Below are 16,963 nucleotides of genomic sequence, written 5' to 3' on the forward strand. Positions count from 1 at the left end.
TGGTGCGTCGAAGAGCCCGTACCTGACCAATAAACATCATCGAGGCTCGCCGCTGAAACGGCTACTCGGAATCCTCCATCCATTTCGCCGGCCGCAACTGCGCTGGAATCGGCGCGAACGCATGAGACACTTCGACGAGACCATTCCAATGGAGGAGACATACTACGTAGGGGCCTACTGGCTGGCACGGAAGGAGTCCGCGAGTGCCTGTGCTCCGCGATTCGAGCGATTTCTCGGACTGCTCTCCCACTGCGATCCGACGTTCTCTCAATGGTTCAAGAAAGGCAGGACTCGTGAGGCGGCACTCGAACATCGCTTCGCAAGCGATGCGGACGGTATCGCCACCTTCTTCAATCAACAGAGCCAGGAGGACGGGCGGCGGGAGACGAATGGGTGGACCGCCCATCTCTGGAATGGACAACCTGATGGGGCCGCGAGTGGGCTCGCCATTCATTGTGGTGACGCCTCGCCCCGGCTTCCCAACTCCTGCCTGCTGTATCCACCGGAAGCCCCCCCCGTGGCCGCGCGAGTGCTGCGCGCCCCACCCCTCGCCTCCATCCTGCGCGCCATGGTCCTGGCCTGGGAGCCCGAGTGGGGCATCGCCACCTCCCACGAGCATCGCGACTCGGTGACGGAGTCCGGCGAGGCGGGCACCTTCGTGGGTTGGCTCACCTACTTCTCCCACCGCCGTGGCGCCCTGCCTCCGCTGCCTCCCTCCGTCCAACTCGAGTCCGTGGAGGATCTCGGCACCCTCGTCCTCCTCACCCCCGAGCGCTTCACCCTCGCCAACCCCACCCACGTGGAACTCGCCCGCGAGGTCTCCGAGCGTCTGGCCCAGGTGGGCCTGCTGTCACCCCTCCGCCCCGGCGCCTCCTGACACTTCCGGAACAGACCGACTGGATGAGATGTCTAGAGTTCTCCTCCAGACACGCCCTCGCCGGGCGCGGCAACTGCCTCTCCACCAGGAGCAAGGCCGCGGAAGCGACTACTCGGAGTCGTCCATCCACTCCGCCGTCCGCAGCTCTTCAGGAAGCGGTCGATCAATCAACGTCTGCCGTCCAGGCAGTTGAACGACCATGAAGCCCTTGCCAGCGATCTTGATGCGTTCCCTGTGTACGGCCTTTCCGCTGGCGAGCCATGCGTCCGCTTCTTCTCGCGTCGAGAACTCATGGGATACTTCGACCGTGAACGAGGTATCTACACAATCCTTGCGGAATCTGGCGAAGTCCTCCACCTTCCCGCCGTTACGGATGTAGAGCAATGCGAGCTGCGCCAGCTCTGTCGCATCCCTTTCCCTTGAACCCTCCGCATAGCTCTCGATGACGGAATTCAGAACACCGAGCATGTCTTCCAAATCGAAGTCGGGAGTATCTGCCATGTTGTCACCAGGTCTGCCGTCCGCCTACAGAGGTGCCAGCACCAGTGCGCCCCCCATGATGGCAATGACATAGGGAGCGGCCACCATGCCTCCCACGATGACGACGGTTCCAATCACCACCTCGGTCTTGTGCTCCTTGAGCCAGCCGAGTGCGGCGTCCACGGTTGGGAAGTGAAGCTCCTGCCTCTTGGACTCCTGCCGCTCCAACTCCTCTTGTTCCTTGGTGCATTGCATGAACACCTTGAGGCATTTCCCATCGCAGTGCTTGTAATGGTCTCCAGAGTGCTTCTTGATGCTCGAGATTTCGGGCTTCCTCCTCCAGCACTTGTCGAAACATTGTTTCTGCAATTCGTTGCAGTAGGAGTCGATGCCCGCGCCGCCTATTCCGCTCCCGGCGTTGGCACCCACTCCGCCCACATCCTCGGAGATGACGTGGACTTGCCGCTCGGGTGGCTGCGTGTGGGCACATCCAAGGCCCGCCATCGCCAGCAGGGCCACTCCTCTTGTCAGAGCCGCCAACTGCATGAGCGCATCTCCTCGTGCCCCGCCGCCGATAGTGCCCACACTGCCGTGGGAAGCTACCCGGGTGCCGAAGCACGTGGAATCATCCCCAGGGCATGGGGTCCTCCAGTCAACGAGCACGGAGCCGTGCGAGAGCATCCGTACCGATGAACCGCTGTCTATGACCGCCGAGCAGTTGCGTGACCGCGAGCTGCCGACCGGCGCCTCGTGCCGGCACTCACCGCGATCTTCCATGCCCTGTTGTCGCGCGTGGGGCAGCGGAGTGCATCGTGCTGGGCGACCCGAGCGACGGGCGTGTGCCCCTGCACGAAGGCTCCAAGGCGGATGCCGCCGTGATGAACCGGGAATTGCCGGTGAGCGCCGTATGGCGCTGGCCCTGAGTGTGTCTTCACATCAACATAAGTAGCGATGCTCAGGGGGGCCGATAGGAAGGCCCGCGAACTTCGGCAAACTCCAGCAGTTTCTTGCGTTTGAGGCGCTCGTCCTCCTTATGCAGGTTCTGGAAATCGATGCACCCGTGGGCAGGGTCATCCCATGGGTCTGTAGGTTTCTGCCTAGGGTCGGAGTACGAATTTAGTCCTGCGTTATGGCACTCCTGAGTGCTGACTGCCCACACACCTACAGATTTTGCGCCTTTAACGCGTGTATGCAGCTCGTACGCGTCTTTTGCCGTCGTCAGCGACTCCCGAGACACGGACAGCAGCCCATCATCGACTGACGAGAGTCGGAATGCTTGGTCGTCAAGTTCACCGTTGACGTAGTATCGCGGGTTAACCTGCCGGAAGAGCAACTCTGAAGATGGTGCTAGCTGGGGTCCCCTAGGACGCTTCCGGGCTGTTGATATAGGGCTGCTTGGCTGCGTGGCTGTCGGGGCGGCGCTTGGCTGCGTGGCTGTCGGGGCGGCGCTTGGCTGCGTGGCTGTCGGGGCGGCGCTTGGGATTTGTGGGTCGCTCATTGGGGCAGTTCCCTTGACTCCCTCAACGCCTCGAACCTCTTGATGAACTCGGCGAAACGGACCAACGCCTTGTCCTCGTCTTTCACCGCGAATAGCACAGTGAGAGTCTCGACTTGGTCCGTCTTCACCTGCGCAGCGTGGAGAAATGCGCTCCGATTCTCCAAGTCAAATTCAGCAGTTACGTACCAAGGCCGGAACTTCCAAGACGCTTTTACTCCCCCCTCCACCATAGGGAACAGGAGTGGCAAGGGAAGCCCATGGGCAGCCATCATCTCTAGTAGCAGAACACGCAGCCAGCCGAGCGCTTCCTTGGGTATAGGCCCCCCTTCGCCATCGGCCCACCCAGCCTCCAGCGTCTCGAACTCCCGAAGTCGTGTCTCCACGTCGCGCACATGTTCCTCGGGTAGCGTTGACGTAAGAGTAACACTCGGGGGCTCGGTAAACTCCTTCAACTTACCTTTTTTGAAGCTGGCCCACCCCTCGACCGTTACGCGCACGAATTTGTAGTCGCGCCAAGCGTCGGCGATTTGTTGACTGAGGTGCGCCGGGAAAGGAACGCGGATAATACCGGCTTCAGCCGTCATCAGTTGAAAGGTGCGCTTAGGGTAGTTCCTGGCTCCGACGACCGTGCCCTCATAGGCCACAGCCTGAACCGACTCCTGTGTAGCAAGCTGAACGAAGCGCCTACGCACTTCGGGCGTGTAGGACGCTCCGCGGGGACGGCCAGGTGCGCGCAGCTCGATACCTTCGCTGTCATCCAACCGCTTGCCGAAGTTGCCGAAGAGAAGAAGGACGTTCGGCGGCAAATTCATCGGCAAAGGAGTGCCCTGGTGAACAGCAGCAATGATGCTGTTCACCGCATCGCGCGACCGCTCAAAAATCTCAGCCCCTGGCTCGTCATGCTCAAGCCTAAGTGCAGCAACCCTCGAGCCTGGCCTGATTTCCGCCAATCCTAGCTGGAAACGCCCAGCGAAATTAGGAGGCACCCGCGCCACGCCGCGTTCCGCCTTGTAGAGCTCGCCTGCTACTGCGACGATAAGCTGCTTGTAGACATCGAGTTCCGGCAGCACCTCAACGGGCAAGGATGGACTCTCGTCGGGCGGGACCTCGTCATTGAATCGACCACCGTAGAAGGTGGGTGCAGCAAATTCTCGGTTCGATGGAGGCATGGCAGGCGGCGCGTTTTCCCAAGAGTAGCTTATTGCAGCAAGGCGAATCGAGAAGGCCGTGCATGGGTCATAAACGCCCCACGTGCAACACGGCAGTCAGAACTTCACCACATTCACCAGCAGACGGCTTCGTGGCATCTGCATGTACGATGCCAAGCGTCCGTCGCTGCACTCACGGCCCACAGTCCATGGAAGCCCGGAGAAGGCGCCCGAGGCCCTCGATCAGCCGGTAGTAGGTACTCGGGCACTAAGCCCCCGGACACGGTTTCCGTCCACGTTGTGCCTCAGCGGCTTCGCCGGTTGGGGTGGACAGTATCTATGAGCGCGAGGAAGCCATAGGCGAGGTGGACGAGTTGCACCATGCGATTGAGCCCCGTCCAAGAGAGGGCGCGCACGTCCTCCAAATCGAAGCCCTACTTGGTGAAGCGGTTGGCCTCCTCGATGACCCACCGATCCAAGCAGATGTCCGCCACCCGGCCGGCGTCCTCCATCCTCTGCACGTCCTCGGTGGTGAGGATGACGAGCGGCTTCTGACCCATGCTGCGGGCGACGACAAGGAAGTACCGCCTCGCGCACAGCTTCTTCTTGGAGGAGCGACCTCCCGAGGTGTACTCCGGCAGGTGCACGTTGCGGACAAAGCCGAGCTGGACATCCTTCTGATTCCAGCCCGCCCCCCTCGCGGCGACGGAATTTGAGATGCCGCGTCGTCCGTAGCGCTTGTTGGCCAAGTTGAGAGAGAGGCGCTTCTCGGTGTGGAGGAGGCGGCGCGACTCGTCCAGGGCCCGGCCGATTTGAGAGAGGAGATTGTGTCAACAATTCCAGTGGGAGGCTTCAGCACTCTCGCGGTAGAAAATGGGTAAGGTCGAAAGGCGGGCCTGTTGTCACCCCTTCGCCCCGGCTCATCCTGGCGATTTCACCCCCGCGCGCCTCGCTCCCCAACTCAGGCCGGCCGGCGGCTGCCCAGCACCGCCACGCCCAGGCCCAGCATCGCGATGAGGGTGAACGAGCCGCGCAAGGTGGCCACGCCCGCCACGAGCCCGATGAGCGGCGGGCCCACCAGGAAGCCCAAAAAGCCGATGGAGGACACCGCCGCCAGCGCCGCCCCCGGCGACATGGTGCGCGAGCGGCCCGCCGCCCCGTACACCAGCGGCACCACGCTCGACACCCCCAGCCCCACCAGCATGAAGCCCAACAGCGCCGTGGGCAGCCGCGGCAGCCCCACCGCCAGCGCGAGCCCCACCGCGATGAGCACGCCGCTCGTCTGGAACACCCGCCGGAGCCCGAAGCGCCGCGTGAGCCCGTCCGCCAGGAAGCGCCCCGAGGCCATCATCGCCATGAACGCCGCGTAGCCCGCGCCCACCCAGTCCGGCTCCGCCCCCACCACGCGCGCGAAGTACACCCCGCTCCAGTCGAACATCGCGCCCTCGCAGATCATGCAGCAGAAGGCCATGACGCCCAGGCCGAGCAGCTCCCGGTCCGGCATCACGAACACCCGCTGCCCGCTCCCCTCGTCCGGCGCGTCCGCGAGCAGGAAGCGCGAGCACGCGGCGAGCGCCGCCAGCATGAACAGCCCCATGCCCAGGAAGTGCGGCAGGGGCTCCACCCCCGCGCCGATCATCCCCGCGCCAACGCCCGCGGCGACGAAGCCCGCCAGGCTCCACAGCCCGTGGAAGGACGCCATCACCGAGCGCCCATAGAGCGCCTCCACGCCCACCGCCTGCGTGTTCACCGAGATGTTCACCACGTTGCCGGTGAAGCCAAACACGAACAGCACACCGAGCAGCACCGGCAGCGAGTTGACGAAGCCCAGCCCCACGAGCCCCGCCGCGTAGACGACGAGCGCGCTGAGCGCCACCAGCGCGCTGCCCTTGCGCGACACCCACCAGCCCGCCGCCGGCAGCGCCGCCATGGACCCGGCCGGCAAGGCCAGCAGCACCAGCCCCAGCGCCGCCTCGGTGAGGCCCAGGCGCTGCTGGATGCTCGGGATGCGCGAGGCCCAGCTCGCGAAGCACACACCTTGAAGGAAGAACAACGCGCCGGCCGCCATGCGGTGGACGTGGCGCGGATAACCCGTTTCCGTACCCTGGAGAATCATCTCGCGCCCTGGCGTGTCACGCCCCGCCCGCGAATGCAACCACCCCCCCGCCGTCAGCACCCGTCAGCGCGCAACCCACCCCCTCCGTGGGGACTCCAAGCACTCTCCCGGCACTCCCCCGCCCCCTGCAATGTCAGACAGCACCTGTAGGGTGTCCCCACAGAGAGACGGCCACGGGGTGTGACATGAGCTGGATTGTCTATTTGATGGGCGCTGCGGGCTTCGACTCGGTGCGAGACTTTCCCGAGGGCTGGTCACCCCCGCCGCTCGGGCCCCGCGAGAGCGTCATCCGCCGGCTGCTCGAGGTGCTGCCCACGGCCGTCTTCCCCCACCCCGCCGAGGGCAGCTACCACGGCGAGGACTTCTCGCTCACCTTCGACCTGGGCCCCTGGGAGCCCACCCCCCGCGTGCGGCTCATCGTCCACGGCACCAGCGACGACGCGCTGGACATGCTGGGCCGGGTGGCCGAGGCGCTCGACGCGCGGGCGCTCGACACGGGCCTGGGCGACTTCATGCGCTTCCACAAGGACCCCACCACCGGGCGGCACGTCTGGCGGGACGCTCCCCGGCCGGAATCCGGGTGGGCTCCGGCCTGAGGGCCCCTCCGCCCGCAGGCTCTCCAGGAGGGGCGCCTGGGTGCAGTTGCCCTCGGGGACGAGGCCCCCCACGGTTGCCATGGAACGCGGACGGTGCCCGGCCCCTGGCCGAGGCACCCACGAGGAGTGGCCATGGCCCAGACAATTCGTGAAGTGATGACCCGCGACGTGGAAGTCATCGGTCCCCAGGACACGCTGCGTGACGCGGCCGAGAAGATGCGCAGTCTCAACGTGGGCGCCCTGCCCGTGTGCGCGGCAGACCGCGTGGTGGGCATGCTCACCGATCGCGACATCGTCGTGCGAGCCATTGCCCTGGGCATGGACTCGGCTGTCACCACGGTGGAGGACGCGATGACGGGCAACGTGCAGTTCTGCTACGAGGAAGACGACGCCATGGGCGTGCTCGCCCGCATGCGGGACATGCAGGTGCGCCGCTTCATCGTGGTGAACGAGGACGAGCGCCTGGTGGGCATCGTGTCGCTGGGCGACCTGTCCCAGGCGGTGAGCGAGCAGCGCGTGGGCGAGGCCCTGGAACACATCTCCGAGTCGGCTCCCACCGTCTGAGCACTCCCGACGGACACCCTCCGGGGCGAGTGCCTGGCCGCCTCCCCGCCCTCCGGCCGGGAGGCGGTCCCATCTCCGCCCGCCTGGATGTTTTCCCGTTTCCCGGGGGCCACCTTGTGCTGGACGGAGGTGCAATGTGCGCGGAAACATCCAGGTCCTCACCTTGAAGGGCATCCCCATCCGGGTGCACTTCTCCTTCCTGCTCATCCTCCCGTTGCTCGCGTGGAGCTTCGGGCAGTCGTTCCAACTGGCGGCGCGCGCGGCAGACGTGCCCCCCGAGCGCCTGTCCGGGCATCCACTCGTGTGGGGGCTGGGCGTCGCCGTGGCGCTGTTCCTGTCGGTGCTGCTGCACGAGCTCGCCCACTCCGTCTACGCGCTGCGCAAGGGCGGCGAGGTGAGTGACATCCGGCTGATGATGATTGGCGGCGTGTCCAACATCACCCGCATGCCCGACGGCGCGCGGCACGAGGCGCTCATGGCGCTCGCCGGGCCGGTGACGAGCCTGGGGCTGGGCGCGCTGGCGTTGTTCGTCCACCACCTGCTCGCGGACACGCGCTCCTTCAACCTGAGCTTCGCCGTCTTCTACCTGGGCTCGCTCAACATCTTCCTGGGCATCTTCAACCTCCTGCCCGCCTTCCCCATGGACGGGGGGCGCATCCTGCGCGCGGTGCTCACCGGGTGGCTCGGGCGGGTGCGGGCCACGCGCGTGGCGGGCTGGGTGGGCCAGGGCTTCGCGCTGCTCTTCGGCCTGTACGGCATCGTCACCGGCAACTTCATCCTGCTCTTCATCGCCTTCTTCGTCTTCATGGGCGCGACGGCCGAGTCGCGCCAGGTGCTGCTCCAGTCGAAGCTGGCGGACGTGCCCGTGCGCGAGCTGATGGGGCCGCGCACCGCCACGGTGGAGGCGGAGGCGAGCCTGCGCGAGCTGACGGAGCTGCTCTATGGCGAGCGGCTGCGGGCCGCGCCGGTGGTGGAGCAGGGGCGCGTGGTGGGGCTCGTCACGGTGGAGGCGCTGCGGCAGGTGCCCGTGGAGAAGCTGGCGGGCATGGCCGTGCGCGAGCTGAGCGAGCCGGTGCCCGTGCTCACCCCGGACTCCACGGCGTGGGAGGCGCTCCAGGAGATGGGCCAGCGGCAGATGCTCCAATTGCCCGTCACCGAGGACGGAGTGCTCGTGGGGATGGTGTCCCAGGAGGACATCCTGCGCGGGCTGGAGCTGCGTGAGCTCAAGCTCAAGGAGTCGCGCGGGCGGGGGCCGTGGAACCTCGGGGGCCGCGGGCACGAGTCGCCCACCTGAGTTCCAGCAGAGGCCATGGGCCGGGCCCCGCTCCGCGCGACCGGAGCGGGGCGGGGCGGCTCACCGGAACGCGTTGACGATCCAGACGCCCGCCGTGGAGAAGTCGAGCATGGCGGCATCTGGGGGCGAGTCCGGCCGCCTGGCCATCTTGCCCTTGCTCACCCGGACCACCCCGCACACGGGAATCTCGTCCCGGCCAATCTCCTGGGCCGAGTAATAGCGGATGGTCACCTGCGGTCCTCCCGTCCAGACGTGGCCGTACAGCCGCGTTCCAGCGCCGAGCTGGCCCAGGGGCTCCTCCAACATGCTCTCGATGGGCCCGTCGTAGAGGGTGACGGTGGGCACCCGATCCTGGTTCAGATCGAGCTGGATGAGGGCGCCCTCGCCAATGCCGATGCGCAGGTAGCGCATGGCCTTCAACGCCTCCTCCGGGCACGGCTCGGGACCCGGTGTTCCATTCGAGCGGAGCGCGACACGGCCCGGGGGAATGAGAGGGGAAGGCGAAGTCGTCGTCATGCAGCCCGCGGCGAGACCGAGCAGGAAGACGGCGCGGAGAAGGCCAGGGCGCGGGGGCATCGACATCACTTCTTCTCCTTCAGGAGGCGGCGGTCCAGCATGATCGACACCCGCAGGGTGCCCTCCCACTGAGCCATGTCCAGGTTCAAATCCACGAGGCCGGCGTCCGTGGTGAACTCACGCCGGTCCACCACGACCACGATCCTGCCGGAGGCGCCCGGGTCGATCTCCGGCCGGTTCATCCGCAGCGCGAACGGCTTGGTCACCAAGGGATTCTTCAGGGCCGACAGGCGGGTTTCACCCAGCCGCCAGGGCGCCGTGCCATGGATGTTCTCGAGGTCGATGACCACCGCCACCTTGGTGCGCTCCATGGCCACGAAGTAGAGGACGGTCATCTTCACCCCTCCCTCCTCGAGCGTCTCAAGCCGCAGCCGCTCGAAGGGCGTCTCCTTCACCCGCCCATCGGCCAGGAGCGTGGCCCAGGCATGGTCCACCGAGGTCTCCTCGCGCTGGTAGCGCGCCACCTGCTCCCCCAGCTCCGCCTGGTAGCGCAGCGCCAGGGACAGCGCCGCCCGCAGGCGCTCGACTCCCTCGGGCTGGGTGAAGACATCCACCTGTTGATCCACTGGGTGGCGGTGGGAGCCTTGCTCACGGGCCGCCACGGTGAACGGCCACTCCGTGCCATCCGCGAGCGTTACCCGGAGCAGGAAGCGATCCTCCGGCGCCAGCTCCCTCACGGGGTGGAGGTACACGGCGCGGCCATGACACAGCACCGGCTCGAAGCGCCCCTCCCACCCGAGCAACGTCGTGCGCGCGGGCACACACGCCTGATCCAGACGCAGCACCGTGGTGAGGCGTTCGCCGACATACAGCGTGGGCACCTGCCCCCGGGAAGGGTCCGCAAGCAGGAGGGTGCGCACGTTCGGCTCGCGCACGCCGGAGTCGTCCGCGGAGGCCAGCAGCGCCCACAGCACGGTGGAGGAGAAGCCAGGGAGGTGCATCGCGCGAGCGGCTCCAGGGTGACGTGGGAGGTGCGGTGAGTCTGCCCACGTCCGAGGTGGGTTCGCAAGGCGGCTCACGAGGCCGTCCTCGTCGCCCGGGACGCGTGCCCCCGCGCCCCTTCCGTTCGCCGCCGGGCATCCGCGCGCCGCGCGCTGTGTGGCGCACCACACACGGGCAAGCCCCACCGGGAGGCGGCACTCCCGCATCCGCCCCGCCGCTCCCTAGCTTGGTCGCACCATGCCCCCGTCCGTCGATGTCCCGGCCCATGAGCCGGCCCCGCCCTCCGCGTGGAAGGGCCGGGCCGTGGCGGAGCTCACCGAGGCGCGCGCGCGCCTGTTGCGCATGCTCGAGCGTCTGGGCGAGGCGGAGCTCGTCGCACAGCACTCGCCCCTCATGTCCCCCATCGTCTGGGACGTGGCCCACGTGGCCAACCACGAGGAGCAGTGGCTCTTGCGCGCGCTCGGCGCCCCCGCCCTCACCGGCCCGGACGTGGACGCCCTCTATGACGCCCTGCGCCACCCACGCGCTACCCGCGTCCTCCTGCCCCTGCTCTCCCCCGCCCAGGCCCTCACCTACGCGGCGCGGGTGCGCGAGGCCTCGCTCGCATGGCTGCGCGGGTTGTCCGAGGACTCCGACGAGCCCCTGCTGCGCGGCGGCTTCGTCTACGGCATGGTGGCCCAGCACGAGCAGCAGCACCTGGAGACAATCGCCGCCACGCTGCAACTCATGACGGCGCGCGACTGGCGGCCCACCGCGCTCGCGCGTCCCCGTCCCGGCCGCGCCGCCCAGCACGAGGTGTTCCTCCCCGGCGGCCCGGTGCGCCTGGGCAGCGACGCGCCCTGGGCCTACGACAACGAGCGCCCGGCGCACACCGCGCACGTGGCCGACTTCTTCCTGGACTCGCACCCGGTGACGAACGGGGACTACGCCGTCTTCGTCGCCGCGGGCGGCTACGAGGACGCGCGCTGGTGGGCCCCCGAGGGCTTCGCCTGGGTGCGGCAGGAGGGCATCCGCCACCCGCTCTTCTGGCTGCCCCAACCGGGGGGAGGCTGGCGGCGGCGGCGCTTCGGGTGGGAGGAGCCCCTGCCCCCGGACGAGCCCGTGCAGCACGTGAGCTGGTACGAGGCGGACGCCTACGCGCGCTGGGCCGGCAAGCGCCTGCCCACCGAGGCCGAGTGGGAGCGCGCCGCGTCGGGACTCGCCCCCTCCTCGCGCGCCTTCCCCTGGGGGGACTCGCCCCCGCGCGCCGACCAGGCCACGCTCGGCGGGGACACCTGGGGCCCCAGCCCCGTGGGCGCCTTCCCCGCCGGCTCCACCCCCGAGGGCATCTTCGGCCTGCTCGGCGATGTATGGGAGTGGACGGCCAGCACTTTCGGGGGGTACTTGGGATTCCAAGCGTTCCCCTACCGTGAGTATTCGGAGGCGTTCTTCGGGACGGACTACCGGGTGCTCAAGGGGGGCTCGTGGGCCACGGCGCCCGTGGCCGCGCGCAACAGCTTCCGCAACTGGGACTACCCCCTTCGCCGGCACATCTTCGCCGGCTTCCGGTGCGCACGCGACGCGAGGTGACACACATGGCGGCAGGCAACGGCAGGCAGCGGCGGCGGGGGGAGCGGCCCGCGGTGACGATGCAGGTGCACCTGCGGCCGGGAGACGCGCGGCGCACGCTGCGCTCGGAGGTGCTCGAGGGGCTGTGCGTGGAGGGGCGCCCCAAGGAGCTGTCCCCCAAGTGGCTCTACGACGAGCGCGGCAGCCAGCTCTTCGACGACATCACCCGCCTGCCCGAGTACTACCCCACGCGCCGCGAGCGCGAAATCCTCCGGGAGCACGCGCGGGACATCGCGCGCGGGTGCGCGGCCCACACGCTCGTGGAGCTGGGCAGTGGCAGCAGCGAGAAGACGCGGCTCCTGCTCGACGCGCTGCGGGAAGAGGGCCGCCTCGAGCGCTTCATCCCCTTCGACGTGAGCGAGTCCTTCCTGCGCCAGTCGGCCGAGGCGGTGGCGCGCGACTACCCCGGGCTGCACGTGCACGCGGTGGTGGGGGACTTCGAGCGGCACCTCGGGCGCTGGCCGCGCGAGGGCCGCACGCTGGTGGCCTTCCTCGGCGGCACCATCGGCAACCTGAAGCCCGCCGAGCGCGCGCGCTTCTACGCCCGGCTCTCCGAGGGGCTGGAGCCGGGGGATGGCCTGCTGGTGGGGACGGACTTGCTCAAGAGCCGCTCGCGGCTGTTCGCGGCGTACAACGATCGGGCGGGGGTGACGGCGGCCTTCAACCGCAACGTCCTGCGGGTGCTCAACCACGAGCTCCAGGCGGACTTCGACCCGGACGCCTTCGAGCACCTGGCGCCCTTCGACGAGGAGAACCAGTGGGTGGAGATGAGGCTCGTCTCCACGCGGGCCCAGGCGGTGCGGCTGCCGGCGCTCGAGCGCTTCGTGAACTTCGCCGAGGGCGAGGTGCTGCGCACCGAGGTGAGCTGCAAGTTCCACCCCGCGCGGGTGGAAGAGGAGCTGGCGGCGGCGGGCCTCGAGCGCGTGGAGTGCTGGACGGACGCGGCGGGAGACTTCGCCTTGTCGCTGGCACTCAAACGCTGAGCACCCGGCGTCCAAGCGCGCACCGGCCAACACTCGGCGGCTCCGGGGCGGGTGGGACCGTCCGGCGAAGAACATCCGCACCGCGCGTCACGGGGGGGGAGGACCCACGCCTACCTCCGAATGCGTCATACCTTGGCACGAACGGTCCAGCCTTTGGCGTCGCGTGGCGGCGGGCCCCAGACCGGAGCACCAGGAGCCCACCCTCCGGGGGGGAAGGGTCGGCATCGAGGTGCGTGGGGATTCATTGGGCGCCGCCCGGGGAGCATGAGATCGCTCCCGGGAGTGGCGCCCGATGTCTTTGCGGGACTAGCGCGGCGGGGGTTGCAGGTGGATGGCCTGGCAGGAGGAGGCCGCCTCGCGCACCTCGTCCTCGGAGACGCCGGGCAGGCTGGCGCACAGGAACAGGTCGCGCTCCACGCGCCGCGCGCCGAAGAAGGCCGGGTGGGGCTCGCCCACGCCTCCGTCCGCGAGCCTCGGCGCGAGCTTCACCCGCACGAGCACGAAGTCCTCGCCCGCCTCGAGCTGCTCGTCCGAGCGCACGAAGCCCTCGAAGGCACGGCCGAGCAGCGCGGTGAGCGCCTCACCCGAGGGCAGCGCGTCACCCTCGCCGGTGCGCAGGTCCACGCGCAGCACGGGATGGTGGGGGGGACCGAAGCGCAGGCTGCCATCCTCTTCGGGCTGGGCGCTCCACCCGGTGGGCAGGGGCACCTTCACCCCCACCCGTCGCGAGGCGGAGCGGGGAGCCTCGGCGGACGCATCCGCGGCGTCCACCGGCACCTCCGCTCGACGCGCCCGACAGCCCTCGCACCCCGTGCCCCCGACGGCGAGCGCCAGCAGGGCGGCACCCAGGCGCGGGCGCACGGACAGGCGCACCTCTACTTCCGGCCCTCACCCGTGCCGGGCGGAGGCGGGGGCGTGGCGCCCTTGGCGCCAATGTTCTCCATCTTGCTGGAGCCCTCGAAGATGACGCCCCGCTCCATGGTGAGCGCGGGCGACTCGATGTTGCCCTTCACGCGCGCGGGCGCATGCAGCTCGATGAGCTGCGTGGCGCGCACGTTGCCTTCCACGGTGCCATTGATGATGACGGTGCCGGCGGTGATCTCCGCCTGGACCCGGGCGCCCTCCCCCACCACCAGCACGTCCTTGGTGATGATCTGCCCATTGAACTTACCGTCGATGCGGACCTGCCCCTCGAAGGTGAGCTTTCCCTCGAACTCGCTGCCCTTGCCCAGCAGCGTGTGAACCTCACCCGGACGCGTCGCCACGAAATCCTCCTTGCTGCTACCGCCCCCGAGGAGCGGAACGTTGATCTTCTCTTCCTTCTTGCCGAGGAGCGCCACGCGCTACTCCTTCCTCAGGACCTTCAGGATGCGATCCAAGTCATCGTATGAGAAGTAATCGACTTCCAGGGTGCCTTTTCCGCTGCCTTTTTCGACCAGGCGCACCTTGGTGCCGAGCCGCCGCTGCATCTCCTCCACGAGGCTCTTCACCTGGGGGCTCTGCTTCTTGGGCGCGGCGGGAGCGGACTCCTTGGCCTTGTTGCCCTTGGCCTGCTGCACGAGCTTCTCGGTGTCGCGCACGCTGAGCTTCTTGGCGGCCACCTGCGCGGCGAGCTCCTTCATCTCCGGCAGGCGCGGCACGCCGAGCAGCGCCCGGGCATGGCCCGCGCTGAGCTGCCCCGCGGCCACCAGGCTCTTCACGTCCTCGGGCAGACCGAGCAGGCGCAAGGCATTGGCCACGGTGGGCCGCTCCTTGCCCACGCGCTGGGCCACCTGGTCCTGCGTGAGGCCGAACTCCTCGACGAGCCGGTGGTAGCCCTCGGCCTCTTCCATGGGGTTGAGGTCCGAGCGCTGGAGGTTCTCCACGAGCGCGAGCTCGAAGGCCTCCACCTCGGAGACCTCGCGCACGATGGCGGGGATTTCGTGCAGCCCCGCGGCCTGGGAGGCGCGCCAGCGGCGCTCGCCGGCGATGAGCTTGTAGCCGCCCGCGCCGTCCTTGCGCACGAGCACCGGCTGCAACACGCCCTGGGCCTTGATGGACTCGGTGAGCTCGCGCAGCTTCTCCTCGTCGAAGTGGCGGCGTGGCTGGAGCGTGTCGCGCTGGATGGCCTCGATGGGCAGCTTGATGAGGCCATTCTTCGGCGGGGGCGGAGGCTCGGGGGGAGCGGCCACCACGCTCGCGCCCGCGGGCACGGGCGGAGCCGCCTGGGGGATGAGGGCGGAGAGGCCGCGGCCCAGCGCCCGCTTCTGCTTGTCACCATTCAGCACTGCGTGAACTCCCACCGGGACGGCCCGGCCATTGCCAGTCCGGGAGGGCCCGGACGGCCAGGTCCTTGGAGTGCCACCGCGGGGGACCTGGACGACCCCGCGGGCGGTCCGCGACCGGCGGGCCCCAAGGGGCGCTCGCACGGCGAACCGATTCACCACTTCACGGGCCCGCTTCCCCCCGCGCCGCCCGACATGGCTCGGGGACGCGGGGTGGGGGCCGGGGACACTCAGGCCCGGGGCTGGGCGGCGGGGGGCGCGGGCTCGCGCTGCATGATCTCCCGGCCGAGCGCGAGGTAGCTCTCGCAGCCCTTGGACTTGATGTCATAGAGGATGATGGGCTTGCCGAAGGAGGGGCACTCGGCGAGGCGCACGTTGCGCGGCACCACGGAGGAGAAGACCTGCTCCTTGAAGAAGCCGCGCACGTCGTCCACCACCTGGTTGGCGATGTTGGCGCGCGAGTCGAACATGGTGAGGAGGATGCCCTCCATCTTCAGGCCCGGGTTGAAGGCCTGACGCACCAGATCGATGGTGTGGTTGAGCTGGGACAGGCCCTCGAGCGCGTAGTACTCGCACTGCAGGGGGATGAGGACCGAGTCGGCGGCGATGAGCGAGTTGAGCGTGAGCAGGCCGAGCGACGGCGGGCAGTCGATGAGGATGTAGTCGTACTGGTCGGCGAGCGGGCGAAGCGCGTCGCGCAGGCGGAACTCGCGCCGCTCCTGGCCCACGAGCTCGACCTCGGCGCCGGTGAGGTCCGGGGTGGCGGGGACCACCTGGAGGTAGCGCAGCTCGGTGGAGTGGAGCAGCTCGCTCATGGGGCGGCCGCCGAGCAGGGCGTCATAGACGGTGCCCTGGAGCTGCTCGCGCTTGAGTCCGAGTCCGCTGCCGGCGTTGCCCTGGGGATCCATGTCGACCAGGAGCGTCTTGCGCTCGGCCGAGGCGAGGCTGGCGGCGAGATTGATGGCGGTGGTCGTCTTGCCGACGCCGCCCTTCTGGTTGGAGATGCAGATGATTCGACCCACGTGGCCCGTCCTTGGGGGAAGCCTGTAGCGACGCCATTGATCCATCAAACCGGGAGCTGATCCAGTCCACGGCCAGATCAACCTCTAACCCGCCCGCCTGACATGCTTCCGGGCCCGGTTCGGACCCTGGAGGACGGGGAGAGGGGCCGCCCCGGAGGCCCCGAGCCAGACCCGGGGGGAGGTTTCACGTGGAACACCGGGGCGCCTTCCCGGATGCCCGTTCCACGTGGAACACGGCGGGCGATGGGTTCCCTTCCCCGTGGACCCGAGCGGCCCGGTGGACCGCCCCACCGGCCGGGCTCCGGGGAACGCCGTGCCCGGACCGGAACGGGAACGTGGAAGGGGCGGCGGGACCGGGGAGGCGCCGCGAACCGGGCCGCGAGAGGTTCCACGTGGAACACGGCGGGCGGCGCGTCCTCGCCCCACCGGTCCCGGCGACCTCGGGAAGAGGGGTCCGGACGTTCCACGTGGAACACCGTGCCGGACTTGCTCGCGGGGCAACTGGATGAAGCGGATGGACCCGGGAGCGCCTACCGGAAGGACGGGGCGGAGGTTCCACGTGGAACACGGAAGAAGCACCTCACGGGACGTTCCACGTGGAACGCGAGCCCCGGTCCGGAAGCGCTCCCGGCTGTCCCTTCTCGAGCCCCTCCCCTTTCCGCCCGAGCCTCCAGACCCCGCGGAAAGCACGCTCCGGACGTTCCACGTGGAACAGGGGGCCCGAGCATCAACGCTCTTCCTGCCCCCTGAACCCCTCCCCTTCCAGTCCGTGGCTCCATCGCCGGGAAGGTGGAGGACGTTCCACGTGGAACACGGGCCCGTGCCTGGACTCCTCCCTCTTTCCGCTCCGCCCCCTTCGCGTCCGGTCCCCGCTTCCGTGGCGCGAAGGACGGTGGGGTGACGTTCCACGTGGAACACGGGGCCCGTGCCTGGACTCCTCCTTTCTTCCGCGCCCCTCCTCTGCTCGTGCGGTCCCCGGTTCCGCCGCCGGAGGG

17 protein-coding genes are annotated in these 16,963 nt (G+C 68.6%); 6 read left to right on the top strand and 11 right to left on the bottom strand.

From position 1 onward, the window contains the following. Positions 1 to 121: 121 nt before the first annotated feature. Positions 122 to 877, top strand: a complete 756-nt coding sequence (locus D187_RS05660) for an immunity 52 family protein (RefSeq protein WP_245591618.1) — start codon at positions 122 to 124, stop codon at positions 875 to 877. Between the two features lie 108 nt (positions 878 to 985). Here D187_RS05660 and D187_RS05665 read toward each other — a convergent pair whose 3' ends face one another. From D187_RS05665 to D187_RS05685, 5 genes are all read right to left on the bottom strand, one after another. Next, on the bottom strand, positions 986 to 1,378 hold the full coding sequence (locus tag D187_RS05665; RefSeq protein WP_043428508.1) for a hypothetical protein: 393 nt from the start codon (positions 1,376 to 1,378) through the stop codon (positions 986 to 988). Positions 1,379 to 1,402: 24 nt separating this feature from the next. Continuing rightward, positions 1,403 to 1,903: a hypothetical protein gene (locus tag D187_RS05670; RefSeq protein WP_002621348.1), complete on the bottom strand. Its 501-nt coding sequence runs from the start codon at positions 1,901 to 1,903 to the stop codon at positions 1,403 to 1,405. 948 nt (positions 1,904 to 2,851) lie between these two features. Then, positions 2,852 to 4,024 carry a hypothetical protein gene (locus D187_RS49465; RefSeq protein ID WP_155893189.1) on the bottom strand — a complete coding sequence of 391 codons (1,173 nt, stop codon included), beginning with the start codon at positions 4,022 to 4,024 and terminating at the stop codon, positions 2,852 to 2,854. Between the two features lie 413 nt (positions 4,025 to 4,437). Next, on the bottom strand, positions 4,438 to 4,752 hold the full coding sequence (locus D187_RS05680) for a hypothetical protein (protein WP_043428510.1): 315 nt from the start codon (positions 4,750 to 4,752) through the stop codon (positions 4,438 to 4,440). A 212-nt stretch (positions 4,753 to 4,964) separates the two neighbouring features. After that, a complete protein-coding gene (locus D187_RS05685) occupies positions 4,965 to 6,119 on the bottom strand; it encodes an MFS transporter (RefSeq protein ID WP_043428511.1) in 1,155 nt (384 codons plus the stop codon). Between the two features lie 185 nt (positions 6,120 to 6,304). Here D187_RS05685 and D187_RS05690 point away from each other — a divergent pair, with 185 nt between their 5' ends. The 3 genes from D187_RS05690 to D187_RS05700 all read left to right on the top strand — a co-directional run bounded on the left by D187_RS05690 (position 6,305) and on the right by D187_RS05700 (position 8,573). Continuing rightward, positions 6,305 to 6,715: a hypothetical protein gene (locus tag D187_RS05690; protein ID WP_002621353.1), complete on the top strand. Its 411-nt coding sequence runs from the start codon at positions 6,305 to 6,307 to the stop codon at positions 6,713 to 6,715. 132 nt (positions 6,716 to 6,847) lie between these two features. Further along, positions 6,848 to 7,279 carry a CBS domain-containing protein gene (locus D187_RS05695; RefSeq protein ID WP_002621354.1) on the top strand — a complete coding sequence of 144 codons (432 nt, stop codon included), beginning with the start codon at positions 6,848 to 6,850 and terminating at the stop codon, positions 7,277 to 7,279. A gap of 136 nt (positions 7,280 to 7,415) precedes the next feature. Further along, a complete protein-coding gene (locus tag D187_RS05700) occupies positions 7,416 to 8,573 on the top strand; it encodes a site-2 protease family protein (RefSeq protein ID WP_002621355.1) in 1,158 nt (385 codons plus the stop codon). Between the two features lie 60 nt (positions 8,574 to 8,633). On the opposite strand, the gene D187_RS05705 is transcribed toward D187_RS05700, so the two are convergent. Together D187_RS05705 and D187_RS05710 are read right to left on the bottom strand one after the other, a co-directional pair. Then, complete coding sequence (locus D187_RS05705; RefSeq protein ID WP_002621356.1) at positions 8,634 to 9,155, bottom strand: hypothetical protein; 522 nt, start codon at positions 9,153 to 9,155, stop codon at positions 8,634 to 8,636. Continuing rightward, complete coding sequence (locus tag D187_RS05710) at positions 9,155 to 10,090, bottom strand: DUF2381 family protein (RefSeq protein ID WP_002621357.1); 936 nt, start codon at positions 10,088 to 10,090, stop codon at positions 9,155 to 9,157. The genes D187_RS05705 and D187_RS05710 overlap by 1 nt, the downstream gene beginning before the upstream one ends. Positions 10,091 to 10,328: 238 nt before the next feature. Between D187_RS05710 and egtB the strand changes: the two genes are divergently transcribed. Together egtB and egtD are read left to right on the top strand one after the other, a co-directional pair. Beyond that, entirely contained in the window at positions 10,329 to 11,660 is a 1,332-nt protein-coding gene (gene egtB, locus D187_RS05715) for an ergothioneine biosynthesis protein EgtB (protein WP_051256226.1), read from the top strand. Positions 11,661 to 11,719: 59 nt separating this feature from the next. Continuing rightward, a complete protein-coding gene (egtD, locus tag D187_RS05720; protein WP_438356943.1) occupies positions 11,720 to 12,682 on the top strand; it encodes an L-histidine N(alpha)-methyltransferase in 963 nt (320 codons plus the stop codon). Between the two features lie 306 nt (positions 12,683 to 12,988). On the opposite strand, the gene D187_RS05725 is transcribed toward egtD, so the two are convergent. The 4 genes from D187_RS05725 to D187_RS05740 all read right to left on the bottom strand — a co-directional run bounded on the left by D187_RS05725 (position 12,989) and on the right by D187_RS05740 (position 15,968). After that, complete coding sequence (locus D187_RS05725; RefSeq protein WP_002621360.1) at positions 12,989 to 13,555, bottom strand: hypothetical protein; 567 nt, start codon at positions 13,553 to 13,555, stop codon at positions 12,989 to 12,991. Positions 13,556 to 13,557: 2 nt separating this feature from the next. Continuing rightward, positions 13,558 to 14,022 (bottom strand): bactofilin family protein, encoded by a 465-nt coding sequence (locus D187_RS05730; RefSeq protein ID WP_002621361.1) that lies wholly within the window; start codon positions 14,020 to 14,022, stop codon positions 13,558 to 13,560. A gap of 3 nt (positions 14,023 to 14,025) precedes the next feature. Further along, positions 14,026 to 14,949, bottom strand: a complete 924-nt coding sequence (locus D187_RS05735; protein WP_002621362.1) for a ParB/RepB/Spo0J family partition protein — start codon at positions 14,947 to 14,949, stop codon at positions 14,026 to 14,028. 227 nt (positions 14,950 to 15,176) lie between these two features. Beyond that, complete coding sequence (locus tag D187_RS05740; RefSeq protein ID WP_002621363.1) at positions 15,177 to 15,968, bottom strand: ParA family protein; 792 nt, start codon at positions 15,966 to 15,968, stop codon at positions 15,177 to 15,179. Positions 15,969 to 16,963 lie beyond the last annotated feature (995 nt).

The organism is Cystobacter fuscus DSM 2262 (assembly GCF_000335475.2).
GTDB classification, from domain to species: domain Bacteria; phylum Myxococcota; class Myxococcia; order Myxococcales; family Myxococcaceae; genus Cystobacter; species Cystobacter fuscus.

What these genes read in the sequence shown, in the direction of transcription:
- D187_RS05665 (WP_043428508.1), bottom strand. Translation starts at nt 1,378, where the DNA reads ATGGCAGATACTCCCGACTTCGATTTGGAAGACATGCTCGGTGTTCTG.
- D187_RS49465 (WP_155893189.1), bottom strand. Translation starts at nt 4,024, where the DNA reads ATGCCTCCATCGAACCGAGAATTTGCTGCACCCACCTTCTACGGTGGT.
- D187_RS05670 (WP_002621348.1), bottom strand. Translation starts at nt 1,903, where the DNA reads ATGCAGTTGGCGGCTCTGACAAGAGGAGTGGCCCTGCTGGCGATGGCG.
- D187_RS05705 (WP_002621356.1), bottom strand. Translation starts at nt 9,155, where the DNA reads ATGTCGATGCCCCCGCGCCCTGGCCTTCTCCGCGCCGTCTTCCTGCTC.
- D187_RS05695 (WP_002621354.1), top strand. Translation starts at nt 6,848, where the DNA reads ATGGCCCAGACAATTCGTGAAGTGATGACCCGCGACGTGGAAGTCATC.
- D187_RS05710 (WP_002621357.1), bottom strand. Translation starts at nt 10,090, where the DNA reads ATGCACCTCCCTGGCTTCTCCTCCACCGTGCTGTGGGCGCTGCTGGCC.
- D187_RS05685 (WP_043428511.1), bottom strand. Translation starts at nt 6,119, where the DNA reads ATGATTCTCCAGGGTACGGAAACGGGTTATCCGCGCCACGTCCACCGC.
- egtB (WP_051256226.1), top strand. Translation starts at nt 10,329, where the DNA reads ATGCCCCCGTCCGTCGATGTCCCGGCCCATGAGCCGGCCCCGCCCTCC.
- egtD (WP_438356943.1), top strand. Translation starts at nt 11,720, where the DNA reads ATGCAGGTGCACCTGCGGCCGGGAGACGCGCGGCGCACGCTGCGCTCG.
- D187_RS05690 (WP_002621353.1), top strand. Translation starts at nt 6,305, where the DNA reads ATGAGCTGGATTGTCTATTTGATGGGCGCTGCGGGCTTCGACTCGGTG.
- D187_RS05660 (WP_245591618.1), top strand. Translation starts at nt 122, where the DNA reads ATGAGACACTTCGACGAGACCATTCCAATGGAGGAGACATACTACGTA.